The following is a 20,347-nucleotide window of genomic DNA, read 5'->3' as shown; positions in this document are numbered from 1 at the left end:
CGTGACCACTCCCCGCGAACCCACCGGTGCCAACCGCGGTCGCTGGGACGGCGACGACGAGACGACCCCGGGCCACCCCGGCTTCGACCGGTATCCCCCGCCGAACGATTCCCGCGGACCGCTGCCCCCGCGCCGCCGGGTGGACGCGGCGCCGCGCACCCGCCCGTTCATCCGCAAGCGCGCCCCGCGCACCGGCCCGCGGGTGGACCGCCCCGGCACGACCCGCCCGACCACCATCCCGTTCGAGACCGACGCCGCGCCGCCGGAGCAGCAACCGCCCGGCGACGAGCCGCGGCGGACCCCGCGCAAACTCACCGTCACCCGGGTCGCCGCCATGCGCGGCCGTCAGCTCACCGAGCGCGGCATCGCGACCTTCCAGCGCGCGGCGAAGGCGAACGGCGCCGACGAGTCCGGGCTGACCGCGCTCACCTACGCCACCATGGCGAACTTCGCGCTGGACGCGGCGATCGCGGTCGCGCTGGCCAACACCCTGTTCTTCGCCAGCGCCACCGCGGAGAGCAAGACCAACGTGGCGCTCTACCTGCTGATCACGATCGCCCCGTTCGCGGTGATCGCCCCGCTCATCGGCCCGCTGCTGGACCGGCTGCAGCGCGGGCGCAGGCTCGCGCTCGCCTCCTCGTTCGCCTTCCGCGCGGTGATCGCGGTACTGCTCATCCTGGAGTTCGACACCTGGGGGCTCTACCCGCTCGCGCTCTGCATGCTGATCGGCAGCAAGTCGTTCGCGGTGCTGAAGAGCGCGGTGACGCCGCGGGTGCTGCCACCGGAGATCGACCTGGTCCGCACCAACTCCCGGCTCACGGTCTTCGGGCTGGTCGGCGGGACGCTCGGCGCGGGCGCGGTGGCGGGCGGCACCGCGGCGATCTTCGGCTCGAACGGCGCGCTGGTGCTCGCCACGCTGATCGCCGCCGCGGGCGTCTACCTGAGCCTGCGCATCCCGTCCTGGGTGGAGGTCACCGAGGGCGAGGTGCCCGCGACGCTCGGCTACCACGGCGCCGACGCCACCACCGAGGTGCTCGCGCCGGACGCCGCCGCCGCCGTCCCCGCGCGCAAGCGCAGGCAGCCGCTCGGCCGCTCGGTGGTCACCGGGCTCTGGGGCAACAGCGCCATCCGGGTGCTGACCGGCTTCCTGACCTTCTACGTGGCGTTCGTGGCGAAGGGCAGCGGGGAGAGCCCGGTGCGGCAGGCGGCCATGCTCGGCGCGGTCGGCGCGGCCGCCGCGATCGGCAACTTCACCGGCAATGCCAGCGGCGCCAGGATCCAGCTCGGCAAGCCCGCGCTGATCGTCGTGTACTGCGCCACCGCGTGCACGGTGGTGGCGGTGCTCGCCATCCTGCTGAACAACCTGCTCGGCGCGGCGATCGCCGCGCTGATCGCCTCGGCCGCCAGCGCGCTGGCCAAGGTCTCGCTGGACGCCGCGATCCAGGACGACCTGCCGCCGGAGTCCATCGCCTCCGGTTTCGGCAGGTCGGAGACGGTGCTACAGCTGAGCTGGGTGATCGGCGGGGCGGGCGGTGTGCTGCTGCCGACCGAGTGGTGGAAGGGTTTCGCCGTGGTGTCCGGCGTTGTCCTGCTCGGGCTGGTCCAGACCGTGCTCAGCCACCGCGGCCACTCGCTGCTGCCCGGCCTCGGCGGCAACCGGCCGCAGCACGCGGAGCAGGAAGTGCCGCACGCCACCAGGGTCGATCCCGGCCCGCCACCCACTCGCTGAGGAGAGCCCCGCTGGTGTCGACCAGAACCCGTACCGTCGTCGCGATCTCCGCCGTCGCCCTGCTGGTGGCGGTCACCGCCTACGCGGGCGTGCTCGCCGTGCTGATCCGGGACGCCCCGCGCAAGGACCCGGCGGTCACCGCGTACGCGCACGGCCGCACCGTGACCGTCGCGCCGTTCCTCTACTGCTCGGTCTCGATGGCGGACTGCCGCTACGGCGAGACCGTCGACCTCGCCGTCCCGGCCGGCTACCCGCTACAGCTCTCGCTGCCGCCGCAGATCGCCGAGGCGCCGTGGCTGGCCCAGCTGATCTACGAGCGGCCGGACGGCGAGCAGGTGGACCGGCTGGTCGCCCACGACGACTTCGGCGACGAGGCGCTCGCGGTCACGCTGGATTCCCGGCCGGAGCCGAACCTGCGACTGGTCGGGGTCGAGATCCAGCTGCCGATCCTGGCCAGGGACGAGACCGGGAGGGAGTTCTACGTGCCGCACGCCGCCTGGTCGATCAACACGGCGCCGGACGAGCGCGGGCGGCCCGCGGAGTGAGGCGGGCTCAGGAGTCGAGCTCGCGGGCCACCGCGCGCACGACCTCGGAGATCCGCTGCGCGGTCTTGCGATCCGGGTAGCGGCCCTTGCGCAGGTCCGGCTGCACGGTCGCCTCGAGCAGCGTGATCATGTCCTCGACCATGCCGTGCAGCTCGTCCGGGGTGTGCTTGCGGGCGACCGGCTCGCGCCGCTCGCTCCGGCCCGCGCGCTCCTGACCCTGCCGTACCGAGGGCGGCGCCTCCAGCAGCTTCAGGCTCAGCGCCTGCGGGCCGCGCCGACCGGCGGCCATACCGAACTCGACCCGCTGGCCGGGCTTGAGCCCATCGATACCGTCGGGCAGCGCGGACGAGCGGACGTACACGTCCTCACCCTCGTCCTGCGAGAGGAAGCCGAAGCCCTTTTCGACGTCGTACCACTTCACCTTGCCGGTCGGCACTGTGCTCACCCGTTCATGTTCGGAATTGCCGGGGGACGCCCCGGTGCGAAAAATACGCGCCCCACACCCGTGGGACGCGACCGTTCCGCCGAGTCTACCCCGGTGCGGGTGCCCCCAGCACCCGAGTTCTACGGTCGACGGCGTGACCTCCCCCTCCAGCCCGCGCAGGCCGGGCGATCGGCTGCTGCACGTCGCGCTCGCGCTCTTCGGCATCGGGCTGCTGGCGATCATCGCGATCTTCCTCACCCCGATCGTCAGCGACGCGGAGCCGGGGCTCCCGCTCTACCTGCTCGCGATGCTGGCCCCGCTCGGCTTCCTGCTCGCGCTGGTCTACGCGCTCCGCTCCGGGCGCCGGGCGCGATAACCGGGGCGGTCCGTTTTTCGTTACCCGCCAAGCGCTGTGATCCTCGTCACATAACGGCGGGATAACGAAGCGGTGACGATCGGTACCGGCTCCCTATTAACGCCGATCACCTGGGCGGACGCGCGAGCACGGACGCGATGCGGCTTCGAGACCCCCGACGCGCGGCGGTTACCAAATAGTGATTTTTCCCCGAATCCGTCGTACCGTTTGTCGCACAGCCGGAAGACATTCCGGCAGTGCCGGACCCGCCGCACCGAGCTTCGCCCCGCGGGAACGGAACAAGCCGACCCAAGCTCAGGGGCGAAGTTCGCAGGCGATCGGACCGACGGACTCCAGCAGTTCGCCAGGCACCGGCCCACAGGTGCGGACGAGAGGAAGACACCGGACATGAGTGGACGCCATCGCAAGCCGACCTCCACGGGGCGCACCGTTGCCAAGGTGGCCCTGACCGGCGCCGTTATCGGCAGCGCGGGTGTGGCCCTCGCGGGCAACGCCGCCGCCGCGCCAGATTCCGACTGGGATCGCCTGGCGACGTGTGAGGCGGGCGGCAACTGGGGCATCAACACCGGCAACGGTTTCCAGGGTGGGCTGCAGTTCTCGCCGAGCACCTGGAAGGCGCACGGTGGCGGCGAGTACGCCGCGTCCGCGCACAATGCCTCGCGCGAAGAGCAGATCGTGGTGGCCGAGCGGGTGCTCGCCTCCCAGGGCTGGGGCGCCTGGCCGTCCTGCTCGTCCAAGCTCGGGCTGAGCAGCGCGCCGAGCCAGCGTTCGGCCCCGGTGGAGTCCCAGGGCTGGGCCCAGCAGGTCGCGCCGCAGCAGCAGGCGCAGGCGCAGGCCGACCCGAGCCAGGAGATCTTCACCGCCGTCGACCGGGCGGTCGCCGTGGTGCAGGCGCAGGGCGTGCAGATTCCGCAGCAGGCGCTCGATCTCTTCAACGCCGCGAAGGCGCAGAACACTCAGCTCGACCCGGCGCTCGTCGGCTTCTACGAGGCGAACAAGGGCATGCTGCCCTCCTGAGCCGCAAACGTTCACGGGCCCCGCATCCTCGGATGCGGGGCCCGTTCTCGTTCGGCTGCCCGGTGCGGGCTGCCGAACCCTGATCAGCGATTGACCACCGTGTGCGGGTGCACGTAGGGCAGGTCCTCGACGGGGAGCGGGAACTCGGTGTCCTCACCGAACGGCGAAAGGTTGCCGGATCGGGCCGCGGCGAGTTCGGTCACGGCGTGCTCGCCGTCGGCGACCTGGGGCCAGCCGTTGTCGACATACGGTTTCTTCGATTTGTTCACCACGCGTCCCATTCTGGCAGATTCCCGGCGACATCGGAGTGCGGACACCGCATCGCCGCACCCGTAGGCTGAATCGGATGTCCACGATCGACTCGCTCACCGGCTGGCTCTCGGCCAGGGACGACGCCACGCTGGTCAAGCTGCTGGAGCTGCGCCCGGATCTGGCCGTGCCGCTGCCCTCGTCCATGACGGTGCTCGCCGCACGGGTGGAGCAGCGCGCCTCGGTGCTGCGCGCCACCGAGGAGCTGAACACGCTCGAGTTCGCGATCGTCGAGGTGCTGGCCAGGCACGGCACCGAGCGCGCCCCCGGCGACCACACCCCGCTCACCCGCACCGCCCTGCACGAGCGGCTGCGCGACCGCGTCGGCGCCGCCGCGATCGACGCGGCGCTGGCCCGGCTCACCGCCCGCGCCCTGGTCCGGGACGAGGGCGACGACCTGTACCTGGTCCCGGCCGCCGCCGACGGGCTGCCCTGGCCGATCGGCAGCGCCACCGAGATCCCGGACGAGCTCACCGAACCCGAGGTCACCGCGGCACTGGCCCGGCTCGGCGAGCCGGAGCGCGGCCTGCTGGAGAAGCTGGCGAGCACCGGCCCGCGCGGGCGGACCAGGGACGCCGCCCCCGGCGCCGACCCGGACCGGCCCGTGCCCCGGCTGCTCGCCGCCGGGCTGCTGCACCGGGTGGACGACGAGACCGTCGAGATCCCGCTCACCGTCGGCCAGCTGCTCCGCAACGAGGCCGTCACCCGGCCGCACGTGCTGGTCCCGCCGGTGCCCGCGCGCACCGAGTACACCCCCGCCGAGGCCAACGCCGCCGCCGCCGGCGAGGCAGGCGAGTTCCTGCGGCACGCGGCCGCGGTGCTCGCCGCGCTCGGCACGATGCCCGCCCCCGCGCTGCGGGCGGGCGGGCTCGGGGTACGCGAGCTGCGCCGGGTCTGCAAGCAGGCCGGGATGAACGAGCCGAGGGCCGGGCTGCTGGTCGAGGTGCTCGCCGCAGCCAAGCTGCTGGAGAAGGGGCTGCCCGACCCGGCCCCCGAGCTCGACGCCACCGACGACTTCTGGGGCCCGACCCCGCAGGCCGACGGCTGGGGCGAGGCGTCGCCTGCCCGCCGCTGGGCCGTGCTGGCCAGGGCCTGGCTGGAGCTGGACCGGATGCCGTGGCTGATCGGCAGCAGGGACGCCGCCGACAAGCCGCTGCCCGCGCTGGCCCTCGAGCTGCGCAGCCCGCACGCGGTGCGCGACCGGCGCGCGATCCTCGGGCTGCTCGCCGAGTTCCCGCCCGGCACCGCGATCCCGGCCGCCGACATCTCCCGGATCCTGGCCTGGCGGGAGCCGCGGCGGCGCAGGCAGTACCGCCCGGAGGCGGTCGCCCGCACGCTGGCGGAGGCCGCCGCGCTCGGTGTGATCGGCCGCGGTGCGCTGAGCTCGGCAGGGCGGGCGCTGCTGCACGGCAGCGCCGACGGCGACGCCGAGGCCGAGATGGCGGCCGCGCTGCCGGCACCGGTCGACCACGTGCTGGTGCAGGCCGACCTGACGGTGGTCGCGCCGGGGCCGCTGCTGCCCGAGCTGGAGCAGCGCATCGCGCTCACCGCGGACGTGGAGTCGGCGGGCGCCGCCACCGTCTACCGGGTCGGCGAGGCGTCGGTGCGGCGCGCGCTGGACGCCGGGCTGACCGCGGCCGAGCTGCACGCGCTCTTCGGCACGCACTCACGCACGCCGGTGCCGCAGGCGCTCACCTACCTCATCGACGATGTCGCGCGCAGACACGGCAGGCTTCGTGCGGGCATGGCGCAGTCCTTCCTGCGCAGCGACGATCCGGCGCTGCTCGCGCAGGTGCTCGCCGCACCGGTGGCAGCCGATCTCGCGCTGCGCGGACTCGCCCCGACCGTGGCGATCGCACAGGCTCCGCTCGGCGAGGTGCTGGAGCGGCTGCGCGCGGCGGGTTTCGCACCCGCGGGCGAGGATTCCGCCGGCGCGGTGCTCGACCTGCGCCCGCGCGGGGCGCGCGTCCCGGCGCGGAGCAACGGCAGGCAGGGCTACCGCCCGACCCCGCCCAACACCGACCAGCTGGAGCAGCTGGTGGCCGAGCTCAGGGCCGGGGAACGCGCGGCGGGGGCCAGGTCGGGGCGCTCGGTGCGCACCGACGGCACCAGAACGAGCACCGCCGCCACCCTCGCGCTGCTGCAGCTGGCCGCGCGAGTGCGGCGTTCGGTGAATATCGGCTATGTCGACGCCGCGGGGGTCGCCACCCAGCGGGTGGTCGAACCCCTGAAGGTCGGCAACGGTCAGCTCGACGCGCTGGACCCGGTGACCGGCGCGGTCCGGCAGTTCACGCTGCACCGGATCGCGTCGGTCGCACTCCTGGAGTGACGTCGCACTCCTGGAGTGACTAGGCCGCCGTGGGCGAGCCGAGGCAGAAGGTCACCTTCGGGTCGTTCACGGTAATGAACTTGTCGGCGTCCTCGCCGCACAGCAGCTCGTCGACCTGGCCGTCGATCCGCTTGACCACCTTGAAGGTGGCCTCGGTGGAGGCGCAGTCCGCGAACTTGTACCCGGTGAGCATGCTGTCCACGTAGCAGCTGCCCTCCTTGAAGTTCGGCGCGAGGCACAGGAAGGCCGTTGTGCTGTCGCCGAGGGTCTCCTCGTAGGAGGTGTAGTCGGCCGCGCACTCGGTCTTGGTGTCATAGGTCTGGACGACCTTGTAGACGGCCTTGTCCGAGGAGCAGTCGATCGGCTCCGTCTTGGAGTCGACGGCCGAGCCCTCGATCACGTTGATGCAGTCGCCGACCGCCGCCTTGGCGGTGTCGGACTTGCCCGCGTCCTCGATGAACGAACAACCGACAACGGCAACCGCGGCAACGGCCGCCGACACGAGTGCGAGCACGACACGTGCCGACCGCCTCGTCGCAGGGAACTTCACGGAATAGACCTCTCTCACCGAATGTTCGCGCTGTTCGCGAACTCGGTGAGACTATCGTCAGGCTCGGAGCCGCGCATTAACGACATCTCCGGCCGGGAATCGAACGTGGAGGCGGGGTCAGCCCAGGGCCCAGAGCGCGAGCATGCTGCTGCGGAGAATATTCGGGAGAAGCTGTCCGAGCAGGGCCAGGGACGAGTAAGGGGTTTCCACAGGGCATACCTTCCGCAGAGCTCAGGTCGAGCAATCGAGCAATTCGTGATTCGTGTCGAACCGGGGAATCCGGTCGTTACGCTCGAGAAGTATGAGCCTCAGCGACGTCGCCGTCGAGCTGTACGATCTCGCCCCCGGCGAATTCGTGGCAGCCAGGGCCGAGCGGGTGGCCGCCGCCAAGGCGGCCGGCGATAGGGAGCTGGCGGCCGCGATCGGGGCGCTGCGCAGGCCGACGGTGGCCGCGTGGGTGGTGAACCTGCTGGCACGTTCGGCATCGGATGAGGTCAGCGCGCTGCTCGCGCTCGGCGATGCGCTGCGCACGGCCCAGCGCGAGCTCGCCGGGGCGCAGCTGCGCACGCTCACCGCGCAGCGCGGGCAGGTGGTGAACGCCCTGGCCAGGCGGGCCGCCGAGCTCGCCGCCGAGCGGGGCAGACCGGTCGGCGACGCGGTGCTCCGGGAGGTCGGCAACTCCCTGACCGCAGCACTGGCCGATCCGGAGGTGGCCGAAAAGGTCCGCCTCGGCACCCTCTCCAGTGCCACGAGCTACGACGGCTTCGGCCCCGCCGCGCCGGAGCTCGCCGCCGTTCCCGCCCCGAAAAGGGCCGTCCCGAAAAAAGCTGCCCCGCAGCGCGATTCCGCGAAGACGCGGAAACAGGACGCGGCGGCCGAACGCAAGCGAGCGACGGAGCGGCGAATCACCGAAGCCGAGGCCGAACTCGGCACCGCGGATTCCGAGCGGAGCTCGGCCGAAAAGGCCGCGGCCGCAGCGGCGGAGACCGTGCGCGCCACCGCCGCCCGCATCGAGGAGCTGCGCGGGGAGCTGACCGCCGCCGAGGAGCGGCACCGTTTCGCCCGCACCGCCGAGAAGGCGGCGCGGGAGACGCTGCGCGCCGCCGAGACCGAGGTCGAGCGGGCCCGTCGCAGGCTGGCGAAGGCGCGGGACAGCTCTATTCAGTAGGTGTGCAGGCGTACGTGCAGGTTGCCGCGCTGCGCCGAGCCGAGCACCGGCATGCCGAGGCCGGCGAGAGTGATGACCGTGCCCGGCGCGGTGTTCGGCGCCACGATCGCGGGCACCTCCCCGTCGAGCAGCGTCGACACGGTGATCGGGCCGCCCTGCACGGCGTTCGCCTGGGAGATCCCGAAGCCCGTGCGCAGATCGGCGCCCTCCCGGGTGAACCCGGGGTGCGGGCGCTCGGCCACCTCCAGGTAGAGGTCGCCGAAATCGCCGCCCGCCGGACCCTTCTCGCCCTGTCCGGCCAGCCGGATCCGCTGCCCCGCAGCGACTCCGGGCGGAATCCGGGCCTGCACCGTGCGCCGCGCGCGCACGCGGCCGTCACCGGCGCACGGCGCGCAGGCCCCGCCGGTGCCGCCGCAGGCCGTGCAGGCCACCGCGGTGTCGACGGTGACGGGCACCACCGCGCCGGTGCCGCACTCGGCCAGGGTGAGGTCGATGCGCATCAGCGCATCCTGACCCCGCCGCGGCCCGCTCGGAGCGGCCACCGGCGGAGCGACGGTCGAGCCCGCCATCTTTCGCAGCCGGTAACCACCCACCCCGGCCGTCCCGATCCCGCACACCAGCACGAACGCACCGGCGACGTTGTAGAGGCTCTCCCGGTTGGCGATCTGCTCGAGTTCGACCTCCCGATAGGGCTTACCGACCTTCAGCTTCGCGGCGGCGGCGTCGGCGGCGCAGGTGGTCCCCGGCGCCATCACCCGCTCGCCGCACAGCACCTCGTCCACCGAGGTCACCTCGTGCGCGATCGCCGCGATCCCGGCGCCCGCCAGCAGCAGCCCGGCGCCGACGAGCAGCGCCGCCGCCAGCTTCTGCGTGCCGGTCGGCGGGCCGCCGGGCACCGCGTCGGGAGCGGGGAACAGCTCGTGATCCTGCCGGTCGAGCAGCCGCACCCCGTCGGCCCGTTCGAACCGCGAGACCACGGCGACGAACCCGATGAACAGCGGCAGGTAGGCGAACCACAGTGCTTCGCTGGGCCGTTCGTCCCGCGGGCGGGTGAACGTGCCGACGACCATGTAGGTGAGGAAGGCGGCCAGTGCCACGCTGAAGATCCACATCAGCACTTGCCAGACGGCGACCCGGCGCCTGGCCGCGGCGGCGCCCGCGATCTCCACCCGGACCGCCTGTCCGCACCGGGCGCAGGTCACCGCGGTCTGCGCCGGGCCCGCGGGCGGGCGCGGCGCGGCGATCGGAGTCAGCGCGGGGGTGCTGCCCGCCTGCGTCGGATCCCCGTGCGCGAGCAGCACCGAGGGGCGCTCCCCCACCTGATACCAGAGCATCTTCCGCAGACCACCAGCGAACGACACGGCCACTTCCCATCAGCGGAGACAACTCGTTTGCGGAGATCATGCCAGCGCGGGCGGGCGCCGGTGCGAATAGCCCCGCGCTAGCCGCGCAGGCCGCCGGGGAAGAGGTACTCGTCCGGCGGCGGGGTCTCGCCGCCGAGCCAGGCGTCGAAGAAGCCGTCCAGCGGGAACTGCGCGCGGCGCTGCACGAAGGTCCGCCAGTCCGCCATCGAGGCATTGCCGCCCGCGTAGGCGGACGGGAAGTCGCGCAGCGCGGCGAAGAAGACCTCGTCCCCGACGGTGCGGCGCAGGGCGTGCAGGAACAGCGGGCCACGGTAGTAGACGGAGGTGAATTCGGCTCCGGCGCCCGGATTTCCGAGCGGGACCTGCCAGAACCGCGGCTCGTCCCGGAAGCGCTGCACGGTGTCGCGGTACTCGGCGTCCACGTCGGTGCCGTCGACCCGCTCCGGCCACAGGTAGTCGGCGGTGTAGGAGGCGAAGCACTCGTTCAGGCAGATGTCGGCCCAGGAGCTGATGGAGACCGAGTCGCCCCACCACTGGTGCGCGATCTCGTGCACGACGGTGTTCAGGTCGACCCACTCGGCGTAGGTCGGCCTGGTCTGGGTCTCCAGCGAGAAGGGCAGCTCGGTGTCCAGGTAGATGCCGCCGACCGCCTCGAACGGGTACGGGCCGAAGAGGCCGGCCGAGAAGTCGAGGATCTCCGGCAGCCGCTGCTCCAGCTCCCGGTGCCGGAGCGCGCCGGGGGCGAAACCGCTCAGGATCGGGGTGCCGTCCGACGCGGTCTGCTCCAGGAACTCGAAGCGGTCGATGGCGACCGTGGTCAGGTAGCCGATGGTGGGGTGCCGGTTCTCCCAGTCCACGTGGCGCTGCCCGGCGATCACCTCGTCCCTGGTGCGCACGCCGTTGCCCATCACCTGCCACTCGGCCGGGACGGTGGCGCGCAGGGTGAAGGTGGCCTTGTCCAGCGGGGTGTCGTTGAGCGGGTACCAGGTGCGCGCCGAGTGCGGCTCGCCCGCGGCGAAGGCGCCGCCGCCGGGCGCGTAGGTCCAGCCCTCGCCCTCGGTGTCCGGCATCGGGCCGCCGTAGTCGACGATCACCCGGAACGGGAGCCCGGGCAGCAGCGGGAGCAGCGGGGTGACCACCAGCTCCTGCTCGTCCTGGCTCCGGAAGGCGGCTGGCAGGCCGTTCACCGTCACCATCCGCACCGGGGGGCCGGTGTAGTCCAGGTGGAAGGCGCGCAGCGGCTGGGTGGCGGTGGCGTCGATGGTGGTGGTGCCGTCCAGGACCCGGCTCGGCGGATCGTAGCCGAGCTCGACCTCGTAGTGCACCGCGTCGTAGCCGCCGTTGCCGTCCAGCGGGTAGTACGGGTCGCCGAGGCCGGGGGCGCCGGCGAAGGGGTCCGGCTGCGCGGCCGCCGGACCGGCCGTGACCAGCACACACAGCGTCACCGCCAGCAGTGCCGCGCCCGTCGACCGCATACCCCTCCTCCGCCCGCCGTGATGTTGCCGAGCGTACGCGGTTCAGCGCGCGGCGAGCCCCTGCTCCACCGCGACCGAGGCGCCGAGCCCGACGATGAGCACCCCGCCCGCCCCGCCGACCGCCTCCAGCCGCTTCGGCGAGCGCGCGAACCAGCCCCGCGCCGAGACCGCGAGCAGCGCCCAGACGCTGTCGCAGACGAGCGCGATCACCAGGAAGATCGAGCCGAGCACCAGCAGCTGCAGCACGAGCCCGCCCGCCGCCGGGTCGGTGAAGTGCGGCAGCACCGCCGCGAAGAACACGATCGCCTTGGGGTTGGTCACCCCGACCAGCAGGCTCTGCCGGAACACCCGCGTGCCGGAGGCGGCGGGGGGCCGCGCGCCGAGCACCTCGCGCAGCGCCCTGCGCTCCCGGATGGCCTGGATCCCCAGGTGGATCAGGTAGAGCGCGCCCGCCAGCTTCACCACCGCCATCGCCGTCGCCGAGGCGGCGAGCACCGCGCCGAGCCCGACCGCGACGAAGACCAGCGCGACCTGCACGCCGAGCGCGTGCCCGAACACCGAGATCAGCGCGGCGCGGCGGCCGAGCGTCAGCGCCCGGCCGATGGTGAACAGCACCCCCGGACCGGGCACCACGACGATCAGGGTGGCGGCGGCGAGGAAGGCGAGCAGGTTGGCGGCCGGGATCATGGCGGCAGTCTAGGTTCGGCCCGAGCGGGCGGCGAGCGATTTCCGGCTCACGCGCCGAGCGATTTCCGGCTCAGGCGCCGAGCTCGTCCGGCAGCTGCTGCGGGTCGAGCAGCAGCCGCTTGAAGGTGCTGCTGCGCACCTTGGCGGCCAGCTCGAGGTTGTCGGTGAGCAGCCGCCACTCGGCCTCGCCGATGGCGTCGCGGGCGCGCTCGAGCACGGCGGTGTCGCCGGTGCCCCAGGCGATCGGCATGACGCTCACGATCGACCAGCGCTGCCCCACCTGGCGCGGCGCGCCGTCGGTGCGCACCGCGATGGCGGGCACCCGCTCGCCCTCGGCGGCGCGGTGCCCCGGTAGCACCCGCACCTTGCGGGTGACCAGGGCGTACCGCGGGCCGGGCGCCTCCGGCCCGGCGACGTTCACCAGTGCGAGCAGCACCAGCCCCGAGGTGAGCGTCGCGGAGACGACGGCGGGCACCAGCTCGCCCTCGTACAGCCGGTCGACGGTGCCGAGCCGCGCGCTCCACAGCACCACCCACACGGCGACCACGAAACCGAGCGCGAAGGCCACCGCGAGCAGGTAGGACCAGGGGTGGTTCAGCCACACCAGCCAGGCCGTCGCCGCACCGGCGAGCACGGCGCCGATCGCGGCGAGCACCCGCCGCCTGCGTAGCTCGGCCGCGACTTCGTTCACCGCGTGCGCGTGCCGGTGGTCCACCGCGAATTCGAAGCGTCGCACGTCGTCATTCCTAGCACAGCTATCGGAGGACGCGCCTCCACTTATTGGCTCTGGTCGCCGATCGCCGGGCCGAGCAGGTCGTCCGCGTCGGTGATGCGGTAGGCATACCCCTGTTCGGCCAGGAAACGCTGGCGGTGCGCGGCGTACTCGGCGTCGAGCGTGTCGCGCGCGACCACCGAGTAGAAGTGCGCCTGCCCGCCGTCCTTCTTGGGCCGCAGCAGCCTGCCGAGCCGCTGCGCCTCCTCCTGCCTCGACCCGAAGGTACCCGAGACCTGTACCGCCACCGAGGCTTCCGGCAGGTCGACGGAGAAGTTCGCGACCTTGCTCACCACCAGCACCGGGATCTCGCCGCGCCGGAACGCGTCGAACAGCGCCTCGCGCTCCTTGACCTTGGTCGCGCCCTGGATGACCGGCGCGTTCAGCTCGGCGCCGAGCTCGTCGAGCTGGTCCAGGTAGGCGCCGATCACCAGGCACTGGGACCCGGCGTGCCGCGCCAGGATCGAGCGCACCACCGCCACCTTCGTGTGCGCGGTCGAGCAGAGCTTGTAGCGCTCCTCCGGCTCGGCGACGGCGTAGGCCATGCGCTCGGCGTCGGTGAGCGTCACCCGCACCTCGACGCAGTCGGCGGGCGCGATCCAGCCCTGCGCCTCGATGTCCTTCCACGGCGCGTCGTAGCGCTTCGGGCCGATCAGCGAGAAGACATCGCCCTCCCGGCCGTCCTCGCGGACCAGCGTCGCGGTCAGCCCGAGCCTGCGCCGGGACTGCAGATCCGCCGTCATCCGGAAGACCGGCGCGGGCAGCAGGTGCACCTCGTCGTAGATCACCAGCCCCCAGTCCCTGCTGTCGAAGAGCTCCAGGTGCCGGTACTCGCCCTTGGTCCGCCTGGTGATCACCTGGTAGGTCGCGATGGTGACCGGGCGGATCTCCTTGCGCTCGCCGGAGTACTCGCCGATCTCGTCCTCGGTGAGGCTGGTGCGCGCCAGCAGCTCGCGGCGCCACTGCCTGCCCGCCACGGTGTTGGTGACCAGGATCAGCGTCGTCGCCTTCGCCTTCGCCATCGCCGCCGCGCCGACCATGGTCTTGCCCGCGCCGCACGGCAGCACCACCACCCCGGAGCCGCCCGCCCAGAACGAGTCGGCCGCCATCTCCTGGTAGTCGCGCAGGTGCCAGGCGTTCGTCGCGGTGTCCAGCTCGATCGGGTGCGCCTCGCCGTCCACGTACCCGGCCAGGTCCTCGGCCGGCCAGCCGATTTTCAGCAGCATCTGCTTGATCCGCCCGCGCTCGGACGGATGCACCTGCACGGTGTCGTCATCGATCCGCGTGCCGAGCATCGGCGCCAGCTTCTTGTGCCGCAGCACCTCCTCCAGCACCGCGCGATCCTTGCTCAGCAGCATCAGCCCGTGCGCCGGATGCTTCACCAGCTGCAGCCGCCCGTACCTGGCCATGGTGTCGACGATGTCGACCAGCAGCGGCTGCGGCACCGCGTACCGGGAGAACCGCACCAGCGCGTCCACCACCTGCTCCGCGTCGTGCCCCGCCGCCCGCGCGTTCCACAGCGCCAGCGGGGTGATGCGGTAGGTGTGCACGTGCTCCGGCGCGCGCTCCAGCTCCGCGAACGGCGCGATCGCCATCCGCGCCATACCCGCCGACTCGTGGTCGACCTCGAGCAGCAGCGTTTTGTCGCTCTGCACAATCAGCGGACCGTCGGTCACAGTCCCTCCTCGCCCTCGGTTTGCTCTCCATTGTCCCAGCGTCGCGTGCGGGGTGGCGCGGTAAGGTCCCCTCCGGAGGAAGGGGGCAGGGTGGGGAATCCCGGATTCGATCCCGAGCGCGTTGCCGCGCTGGCAAGAACGGTCCGCGCCGAAGCGGAGTCGATCGGCGCGATCGAGCCGGTCGCGGACGGTTCCACGATAGACGGCACGATGCCGGACTCGCAGATCGCAGACGTCACGAAGGGCATTGCCGAGGCGCTCGACAGCGTCGTTCGCTACCACGCCGCGCGGTTCGGCGATTTCGCCGGTGTGGTGGACCGCGCGCTCGCTGAAGCGCTGAGTCAGGAGTCCCGCTCGGCCCAGCAACTCGAAGGCTCCGGCCCCCGATGAGCGGCGGCAGCTACACCACGCCGCTGACGGTCTCCACCGTCCTGTCCTGGAATCCGGCCGCGACGATCGCCGTCGCGAAGAATTTCCAGGAGGCGGGGACCACGATCGACACGCACAGCGAAGCTATCGCCCGGGTGGCCGAGGCCACGCACGAGTACTTCGTCGGCGCCGCAGGCGATGCGGTCCGCGAGCGGGCCGCCGCCGACCGCGTCATCGCCAGGCGATCGGCTGACGTCTTCACCGATATCCAGCAGGAGATCTATACCCAGCTCGACGCGATGTCGAACTACGTGGCGCTGCTGCGCGAGACGAAGGCGGAGGCCGAGTCCTCCGGCTTCGACCTGTTCGTCCGCGACGACGGCGCGGTCGACTCCCGCATGTCGAACGCGGAGGTGCTGCTGAAGTTCGGCCCGACCGGGCTGGCCGAGAAGGAGGGGTACGAATACTTCCTGACTTCGCAGATCCGGACGGCGCTGACCGCGATCCAGCAGGTCGATCTGGAGGGTGCGGAGAAGATCAAGCGCCACCTGGAGAATCTCGCCCCCGAGGTCAAGTACGGGGCGACGCCGATGCCCTCCGACCCCGTACTCGCGGACATTCTGCGCAAATACCAGACCGCGGCCTCCGCGGAACCGGCCGAGCTGTGGCCGAGCGGAATCGTGCTCGACCGGATCCGGGCGATCAGCCCCGATTTCCAGCCGATTCTGATGACGCCGGGCGAGATCGACCTGCTCACCGCGCGAATGGGGACCTCCGGCCCGCTCGCGGTCCGCGATATCTCCGATTTCTTCGATATCAAGGCCCAGGCGGAGACCGCCGCGAACGCGACCTATCCCGATTCCACCGCACTGTCCGACGGCCACGGCGACGCCTTCCGGCACATGTACTGGAATGCGCTCATGACCCAGCGGTACGGCGAGGACTGGAACGACCGCTACGGGACCGCGCACGAGCAACTGGGCGCGAGCCCGCCGACCAGGGAGGCGATGGACCTGCACAATAATTCGATCGGCAGGGAGGTGGCACTCGCCAAACCGGATGCCTCGCCCGCCGAACTGCAGAACCTGATCAGCGATCGAATTCGTGCCGGTGACGCGATCGTCCTTGACCAGCAGGGTCAGATCGAATGGAGTAATCGCGTCGGAGTAGGCGAGAACGGACACCCCGTGAATGTCGAGATACCACTGCCCGGCGGTGCCTGACATGCAAAAAGTCGTTCGACTAGTGCTGACGATCTGCATCGGGCTCGCGGTCATCGCGTGCGGTACCCCCGATGACCGGGCGGACTGTGCCGGCAGCTTCGATTTCCGTTCGCGAGACGAGCCGCTTGGTTCCGAGACCACGCTCGAGAAAACAATGGCAGCCGCGGCGAAAGAGCCGCGCACGATTGCACTGGGCGAACTCACCGCGAACGCGGCGTGGGACAACACCGGCTGGGATCGCCTCGTGCTGGTGGCCTCCGGAGTTCAGCGGGAACGGCTCGACGCCGTAGCGGGCACCCCGGCCGGATTCTGCTGGGAGAACCTGCCGGAGTTCTATTCTGATCGGACAGCCGAGCGCTACCGCCTTTTCCTCCTCGGCAACACGCCTCGGCAGGTGGTCACGGAGACTCCCGGCTCCGAACTGATCCGTAGTGTGCCCAGTGACGTCGTCCTGACCCCGGATTCGCGCTTGCTCTCCGTCCAGCCTGACCCCGGACTGACGAAGCCGTACTTCGTCCGAGCGCCGGAGTAGCCCGTCCAGCACCTTCCCACTGGCCCGCGACAACACCCGCAGAACCGCGCCACCATCGAGACATGGTGACGACGACGGCGGTGGTGGGAGTGGCGCTGGCGGCACTCGGAATGGTGCTGACCCCGGGGCCGAACATGATGTATCTGGTGTCGCGGACCGTCTCGCAGGGGCGGGCGGCGGGGCTGATCTCGCTGGGCGGGGTGGCGGCCGGGTTCGGGGTGTACCTGGCGGCGGCTACGGCGGGGATCACGGCGGTATTCGCGGTGGTCCCGGGGCTGTACCTGGGGATGAAGGTGGCGGGGGCGCTGTATCTGCTGTGGCTGGCGTGGCAGGCGGTCCGGCCGGGCGGGGTGTCGGTGTTCGCGCCGAGCACCCTGCCCGCCGACCCGGCGCGCAGGCTGTTCGCCATGGGGCTGCTGACCAACCTGCTGAACCCGAAGATCGCGATCATGTACATGGCGCTGATCCCGCAGTTCGTGGAGCCGGGCGCGGGCGGGGTGTGGGCGCAGAGCCTGACCCTCGGCGCGGTGCAGATCGCGGTCGCGCTGACGGTGAACGGGCTGATCGTGCTCGGCGCGGGCGGGATCGCCGGGTTCCTGGCCGGGCGGCCACTGTGGCTGCGGGCGCAGCGCTACGTCATGGGGACCATGCTCGGCGCGATCGCGGTGCTGCTCGCCACCGACCGGGCCCGGCCGGTTCCAGCCTGACGGTCAGCCCACCCGGTAGGTGAGCATGGCGAACTGTTCGATCTGCCGCACCTCGGTGAGCGTGAGCCGGTCGCTGAGCAGGCGGCGCGGCAGCAGCGGCGCGCCCCCGCCGAGCGTGACCGGCGCGACCGCGGCAACCACCTCGTCGAGCAGCCCGGCGTCGGCGAACTGACCGGCGAGGTCGCCGCCGCCGATCACCCAGATGTCCCGGCCTCCGGCCGCTTTCACCATCGCGGCGTGCACGGTGCGCACATCGTCGGCGACGAAGTGCAGGTTCGCGCCGGGGAGCGCGGGCAGCGTGCGGTGCGTGAAGACCCAGCACGGCCGTTCGCCATAGTTTTGCTCCCACTGCCCGGGCTCGTCGTGCGCGAGCATCCACTCGTAGGTGGTCGCCCCCATGCACATCGCGCCGGTCTGCGCGACCAGCTCGGCTGTGTCCTCCTCCGCGGTGCTCGCGCCGGGGACGGCGAAGAGCCACTCCAGGCTGTTGTCCGGGTCGGCGATGTAGCCGTCGAGGCTGGTGGCGGTGTAGAACCTGGTCGTTGTCATGCGGTAAGGCTCCCCGGTAACCCTGACAGGGAGCGTCAGTGTTATCGAGAAGTCGCTCCGACGCCCGCGCGCAGCCGCTTGACCCCCTCGTCCAGCGTCTCGTCCCGTTTGCAGAAGGTGAACCGGACGAGGTGGTTCCAGGCGGCGGCATCGTCGGCGAAGACGCTCACCGGCACCGCGGCGACGCCGAGCTTCGCGGGCAGCTCGCGGCAGAAGGCGAGGCCGTCGGCGGTGCCGAACGGGGTGACGTCGGCGCAGACGAAATAGCCTCCGTCGCTGCGCCGCACGGCGAAGCCGGTGTCGGCGAGGGCGGCGGCGAGCCGCGTCCGGCGGGCGGCGAGGGTGGCGTTCAGTTCGACGGCCCAGCCCCGCTCGTGCTCCAGCGCGTGCGCCACCGCGGGCTGGAACGGCCCGCCGCCGACGAAGGTGAGGAACTGCTTGGCCGCGAGCACGCCGTCGATCAGCGGGCGCGGGCCGAGCGCCCAGCCGATCTTCCAGCCGGTGACGCTGAAGGTCTTGGCCGCGCTGGAGACCACGACGGTTCGCTCCGCCATCCCGGGCAGCGCGGCCACGCTGACGTGCTCGCCGCCGTCGAACACCAGGTGCTCGTACACCTCGTCGGCGAGCACGAGCAGGTCGTGCTCGCAGGCGATCTCGGCGAGCACGGCCAGCTCGGCGCGGCTCAGCACGGCGCCGGTGGGGTTGTGCGGCGAGTTCACCACGAGCATCCGGGTGGCGGGGGTGATCGCACGGCGCAGGCTGTCCAGATCGAGCGCGAAGCCGTCGCCGTCGGGCACCAGCCGCGCGGTGCGGCGGCGCGCGCCCGCCAGCGCGACGGCGGCGGCGTAGGAGTCGTAGTACGGCTCGATCAGCACCACCTCGCTGCCCGGCTCGACCAGCCCGAGCAGGGTGGCGGCGATGGCCTCGGTGGCGCCGACGGTGACGAGCACCTCGGTCTCCGGGTCGTACTCGGCGCCGGTCCGGCTCGCCCGCTCGGCGGCGATGGCCCGGCGCAGCGCGGGGACGCCGCGACCGGGCGGGTACTGGTTGAACCCGTCCGCGATGGCCGCGCGGGCCACCTCGAGCATCCCGGCCGGGCCGTCGCTGTCCGGGAAGCCCTGCCCCAGGTTGACCGCGTCGTGCCGGACGGCCAGGTCGGTCATCTCGGCGAAGATCGTGGCCGCGAAGGGACGGAGGCGGGCGACGGTGGCGGTCATCCAGGAAGCCTATCCCGGTCGTTTTCGTTGCGGAGTGATAGCGAACACCAATATTTCACATTTTGTTCACCGCCTCTAGCTGGCCTGTTGTGCGGTGTCCGCGCGAGCGCTAGCCTCCCGGTGTTCTACCTCACAGCCACCCGCCGGGTGGCATCTCGAAAGGGGCGTGTATGGCCTCGTACCTCGACCTGCTACTGCAACCGGCCGCGTCGGAGGTCGCCGGATCAGTACTGGGTCTCATCCGAGCCGGAGCCCACGATCTGATCGTCGGCCTCGGCTCCTCGACCGGTGACTGGTTCACCGGATCCTCCACCGGCAGCGGTGGATTCGGCTCGTCGACCCCGGACTGGTTCCTGGGCTCCTCGACGCCGTAGCCGGCTCCGGCCGGGGTGCTGCGCGGCGCCCCGGCCGGGTCAGCCCCAGCCGTGGCTCGGCGCGGGGGCGGCGAGATCGAAGACGCGCCACACCGCGTCGTCGCGCACCGTGAAAGCCAGTACTCGATTCAGCTCGGGGCCGCGCAGCAGCAGCCCCAATTCGCCGTTCACCGAGACGAATTCGTACCCGTCGGCCGGGTCGGCGTCCGGGCAGCCGATGCCGTGTTCGGCGGCGAGCGCGAGCAGCCGGGCGGCCACCCGATCGGGGCCGTCGGTGACCACCGGGCCGTGCGGCGTCGCCGCCATGCCCTGCGCGCCGGGATGCAGCCGGCTCGCTACCTCTTCCGCACCGCACTCCGATTCGGCACCCTCGCGGACCGTTGCCCGCGCCCGCGCGCGCAGGGCGGTCAGCAGGCGGCGGACCGCGGCCTCGTGGTCGGGTTCGGCGGCTGGGCCGGGGAGCGCGGCGGCCGCGGCCCTGCCGATGGCGGCGGCCTGCTCGGCGGCGGCGGGGTCCAGGTCGAGCCAGGTCGCGATCTGCTCGGCGGGCAGGTCGGGCAGGACAGCGGCGAGGCGCTGCGCGGGGGTCAGCGAGGCGAGAGCCACCAGCGTGGCGAGGCGGTTCGCCCGGTGCCCGGCGATGACTGTCCACTCGCCGCCGCCGCGCGGAACCAGCGGGGTGACCAGGGGGTCAGGGAGCCGGTGGGGCGCGCGGCGCAGGCCGGAGACGAGGCGGTCGGCGCAGATCCGGGCGACGGTGGCGGTGAGCCACTCGCCGAAATCGTCGATCTCGGACTGGTGGACGCCGTTCAGGCGGAGCAGGCACTCCTGGAGCGCGTCCTCGGCGGCGCCGGTGCTTCCGGTGAGCCGGTAGCCGATGCCGAGCAGGCGGGGGCGGTGCGACTCGAGGAGTTCGGCGAGGTAGGCGGCGACCATCGTGCACGATTCTACGGAG

The 20,347-nt window shown here is 72.1% G+C and carries 22 protein-coding genes; 11 read left to right on the top strand and 11 right to left on the bottom strand.

All coding sequences use genetic code 11. The features are described 5' to 3' along the window. The first annotated feature begins 1 nt into the window (after window position 1). On the top strand, window positions 2-1,729 hold the full coding sequence (locus LTT61_RS21570; RefSeq protein ID WP_233015877.1) for an MFS transporter: 1,728 nt from the start codon (window positions 2-4) through the stop codon (window positions 1,727-1,729). 14 nt (window positions 1,730-1,743) lie between these two features. Next, the gene (locus tag LTT61_RS21565; protein WP_233015876.1) at window positions 1,744-2,274 is read left to right on the top strand and encodes a DUF2771 domain-containing protein; all 531 of its coding nucleotides are present in this window, start codon (window positions 1,744-1,746) and stop codon (window positions 2,272-2,274) included. 7 nt (window positions 2,275-2,281) lie between these two features. Here the strand turns inward: LTT61_RS21565 and LTT61_RS21560 are convergent, their stop codons facing one another. Continuing rightward, on the bottom strand, window positions 2,282-2,710 hold the full coding sequence (locus LTT61_RS21560) for a cold-shock protein (RefSeq protein WP_233021133.1): 429 nt from the start codon (window positions 2,708-2,710) through the stop codon (window positions 2,282-2,284). Window positions 2,711-2,852: 142 nt separating this feature from the next. On the opposite strand from LTT61_RS21560, the gene LTT61_RS21555 reads away from it, so the two are divergent. Next, window positions 2,853-3,074, top strand: coding sequence for a hypothetical protein (locus LTT61_RS21555; protein ID WP_233015875.1), 222 nt, complete (start codon window positions 2,853-2,855; stop codon window positions 3,072-3,074). 387 nt (window positions 3,075-3,461) lie between these two features. Continuing rightward, window positions 3,462-4,091 (top strand): transglycosylase family protein, encoded by a 630-nt coding sequence (locus LTT61_RS21550; RefSeq protein ID WP_233015874.1) that lies wholly within the window; start codon window positions 3,462-3,464, stop codon window positions 4,089-4,091. An 83-nt stretch (window positions 4,092-4,174) separates the two neighbouring features. Here LTT61_RS21550 and LTT61_RS21545 read toward each other — a convergent pair whose 3' ends face one another. Continuing rightward, window positions 4,175-4,363: a hypothetical protein gene (locus LTT61_RS21545; RefSeq protein ID WP_233015873.1), complete on the bottom strand. Its 189-nt coding sequence runs from the start codon at window positions 4,361-4,363 to the stop codon at window positions 4,175-4,177. A gap of 74 nt (window positions 4,364-4,437) precedes the next feature. Here LTT61_RS21545 and LTT61_RS21540 point away from each other — a divergent pair, with 74 nt between their 5' ends. Continuing rightward, window positions 4,438-6,729 carry a helicase-associated domain-containing protein gene (locus tag LTT61_RS21540; protein WP_233015872.1) on the top strand — a complete coding sequence of 764 codons (2,292 nt, stop codon included), beginning with the start codon at window positions 4,438-4,440 and terminating at the stop codon, window positions 6,727-6,729. Window positions 6,730-6,748: 19 nt separating this feature from the next. Here the strand turns inward: LTT61_RS21540 and LTT61_RS21535 are convergent, their stop codons facing one another. Beyond that, window positions 6,749-7,243, bottom strand: a complete 495-nt coding sequence (locus LTT61_RS21535) for an LppU/SCO3897 family protein (protein ID WP_233015871.1) — start codon at window positions 7,241-7,243, stop codon at window positions 6,749-6,751. Between the two features lie 337 nt (window positions 7,244-7,580). Here LTT61_RS21535 and LTT61_RS21530 point away from each other — a divergent pair, with 337 nt between their 5' ends. After that, the gene (locus LTT61_RS21530) at window positions 7,581-8,447 is read left to right on the top strand and encodes a hypothetical protein (protein WP_233015870.1); all 867 of its coding nucleotides are present in this window, start codon (window positions 7,581-7,583) and stop codon (window positions 8,445-8,447) included. Here the strand turns inward: LTT61_RS21530 and LTT61_RS21525 are convergent. The 5 genes from LTT61_RS21525 to LTT61_RS21505 all read right to left on the bottom strand — a co-directional run bounded on the left by LTT61_RS21525 (window position 8,441) and on the right by LTT61_RS21505 (window position 14,421). Beyond that, complete coding sequence (locus LTT61_RS21525) at window positions 8,441-9,808, bottom strand: DnaJ C-terminal domain-containing protein (RefSeq protein WP_233015869.1); 1,368 nt, start codon at window positions 9,806-9,808, stop codon at window positions 8,441-8,443. The genes LTT61_RS21530 and LTT61_RS21525 overlap by 7 nt on opposite strands. 80 nt (window positions 9,809-9,888) lie before the next feature. Beyond that, window positions 9,889-11,286: a M1 family metallopeptidase gene (locus tag LTT61_RS21520; protein ID WP_233015868.1), complete on the bottom strand. Its 1,398-nt coding sequence runs from the start codon at window positions 11,284-11,286 to the stop codon at window positions 9,889-9,891. Between the two features lie 42 nt (window positions 11,287-11,328). Next, window positions 11,329-11,973, bottom strand: coding sequence for a LysE family translocator (locus LTT61_RS21515; protein WP_233015867.1), 645 nt, complete (start codon window positions 11,971-11,973; stop codon window positions 11,329-11,331). A 70-nt stretch (window positions 11,974-12,043) separates the two neighbouring features. Continuing rightward, the gene (locus tag LTT61_RS21510) at window positions 12,044-12,709 is read right to left on the bottom strand and encodes a DUF3239 domain-containing protein (protein WP_233015866.1); all 666 of its coding nucleotides are present in this window, start codon (window positions 12,707-12,709) and stop codon (window positions 12,044-12,046) included. A gap of 41 nt (window positions 12,710-12,750) precedes the next feature. Further along, window positions 12,751-14,421 carry a DNA repair helicase XPB gene (locus tag LTT61_RS21505; RefSeq protein WP_233015865.1) on the bottom strand — a complete coding sequence of 557 codons (1,671 nt, stop codon included), beginning with the start codon at window positions 14,419-14,421 and terminating at the stop codon, window positions 12,751-12,753. Window positions 14,422-14,511: 90 nt separating this feature from the next. Here LTT61_RS21505 and LTT61_RS21500 point away from each other — a divergent pair, with 90 nt between their 5' ends. The 4 genes from LTT61_RS21500 to LTT61_RS21485 all read left to right on the top strand — a co-directional run bounded on the left by LTT61_RS21500 (window position 14,512) and on the right by LTT61_RS21485 (window position 17,252). Then, window positions 14,512-14,811 carry a hypothetical protein gene (locus LTT61_RS21500; RefSeq protein ID WP_233015864.1) on the top strand — a complete coding sequence of 100 codons (300 nt, stop codon included), beginning with the start codon at window positions 14,512-14,514 and terminating at the stop codon, window positions 14,809-14,811. Beyond that, window positions 14,808-16,013 carry a DUF6973 domain-containing protein gene (locus tag LTT61_RS21495; RefSeq protein ID WP_233015863.1) on the top strand — a complete coding sequence of 402 codons (1,206 nt, stop codon included), beginning with the start codon at window positions 14,808-14,810 and terminating at the stop codon, window positions 16,011-16,013. The genes LTT61_RS21500 and LTT61_RS21495 overlap by 4 nt, the downstream gene beginning before the upstream one ends. A gap of 1 nt (window position 16,014) precedes the next feature. Beyond that, complete coding sequence (locus LTT61_RS21490; protein WP_233015862.1) at window positions 16,015-16,545, top strand: hypothetical protein; 531 nt, start codon at window positions 16,015-16,017, stop codon at window positions 16,543-16,545. Window positions 16,546-16,607: 62 nt separating this feature from the next. Beyond that, window positions 16,608-17,252 (top strand): LysE family translocator, encoded by a 645-nt coding sequence (locus LTT61_RS21485; RefSeq protein ID WP_233015861.1) that lies wholly within the window; start codon window positions 16,608-16,610, stop codon window positions 17,250-17,252. Window positions 17,253-17,255: 3 nt separating this feature from the next. On the opposite strand, the gene LTT61_RS21480 is transcribed toward LTT61_RS21485, so the two are convergent. Then, a complete protein-coding gene (locus tag LTT61_RS21480) occupies window positions 17,256-17,801 on the bottom strand; it encodes a dihydrofolate reductase family protein (RefSeq protein WP_233015860.1) in 546 nt (181 codons plus the stop codon). 41 nt (window positions 17,802-17,842) lie between these two features. Then, window positions 17,843-19,018 (bottom strand): pyridoxal phosphate-dependent aminotransferase, encoded by a 1,176-nt coding sequence (locus tag LTT61_RS21475; protein WP_233015859.1) that lies wholly within the window; start codon window positions 19,016-19,018, stop codon window positions 17,843-17,845. 170 nt (window positions 19,019-19,188) lie between these two features. On the opposite strand from LTT61_RS21475, the gene LTT61_RS21470 reads away from it, so the two are divergent. Next, entirely contained in the window at window positions 19,189-19,392 is a 204-nt protein-coding gene (locus LTT61_RS21470) for a hypothetical protein (protein ID WP_233015858.1), read from the top strand. 39 nt (window positions 19,393-19,431) lie between these two features. Here LTT61_RS21470 and LTT61_RS21465 read toward each other — a convergent pair whose 3' ends face one another. Further along, window positions 19,432-20,328, bottom strand: a complete 897-nt coding sequence (locus tag LTT61_RS21465) for a sigma factor (protein WP_233015857.1) — start codon at window positions 20,326-20,328, stop codon at window positions 19,432-19,434. Window positions 20,329-20,347: the final 19 nt, after the last annotated feature.

Origin of the sequence: Nocardia asteroides, from assembly GCF_021183625.1 — a bacterium.
Lineage (GTDB): Bacteria > Actinomycetota > Actinomycetes > Mycobacteriales > Mycobacteriaceae > Nocardia > Nocardia asteroides_A.
Note: the sequence above shows the minus strand (reverse complement) of the source record. Positions and strands in the feature narration are given on the sequence as shown.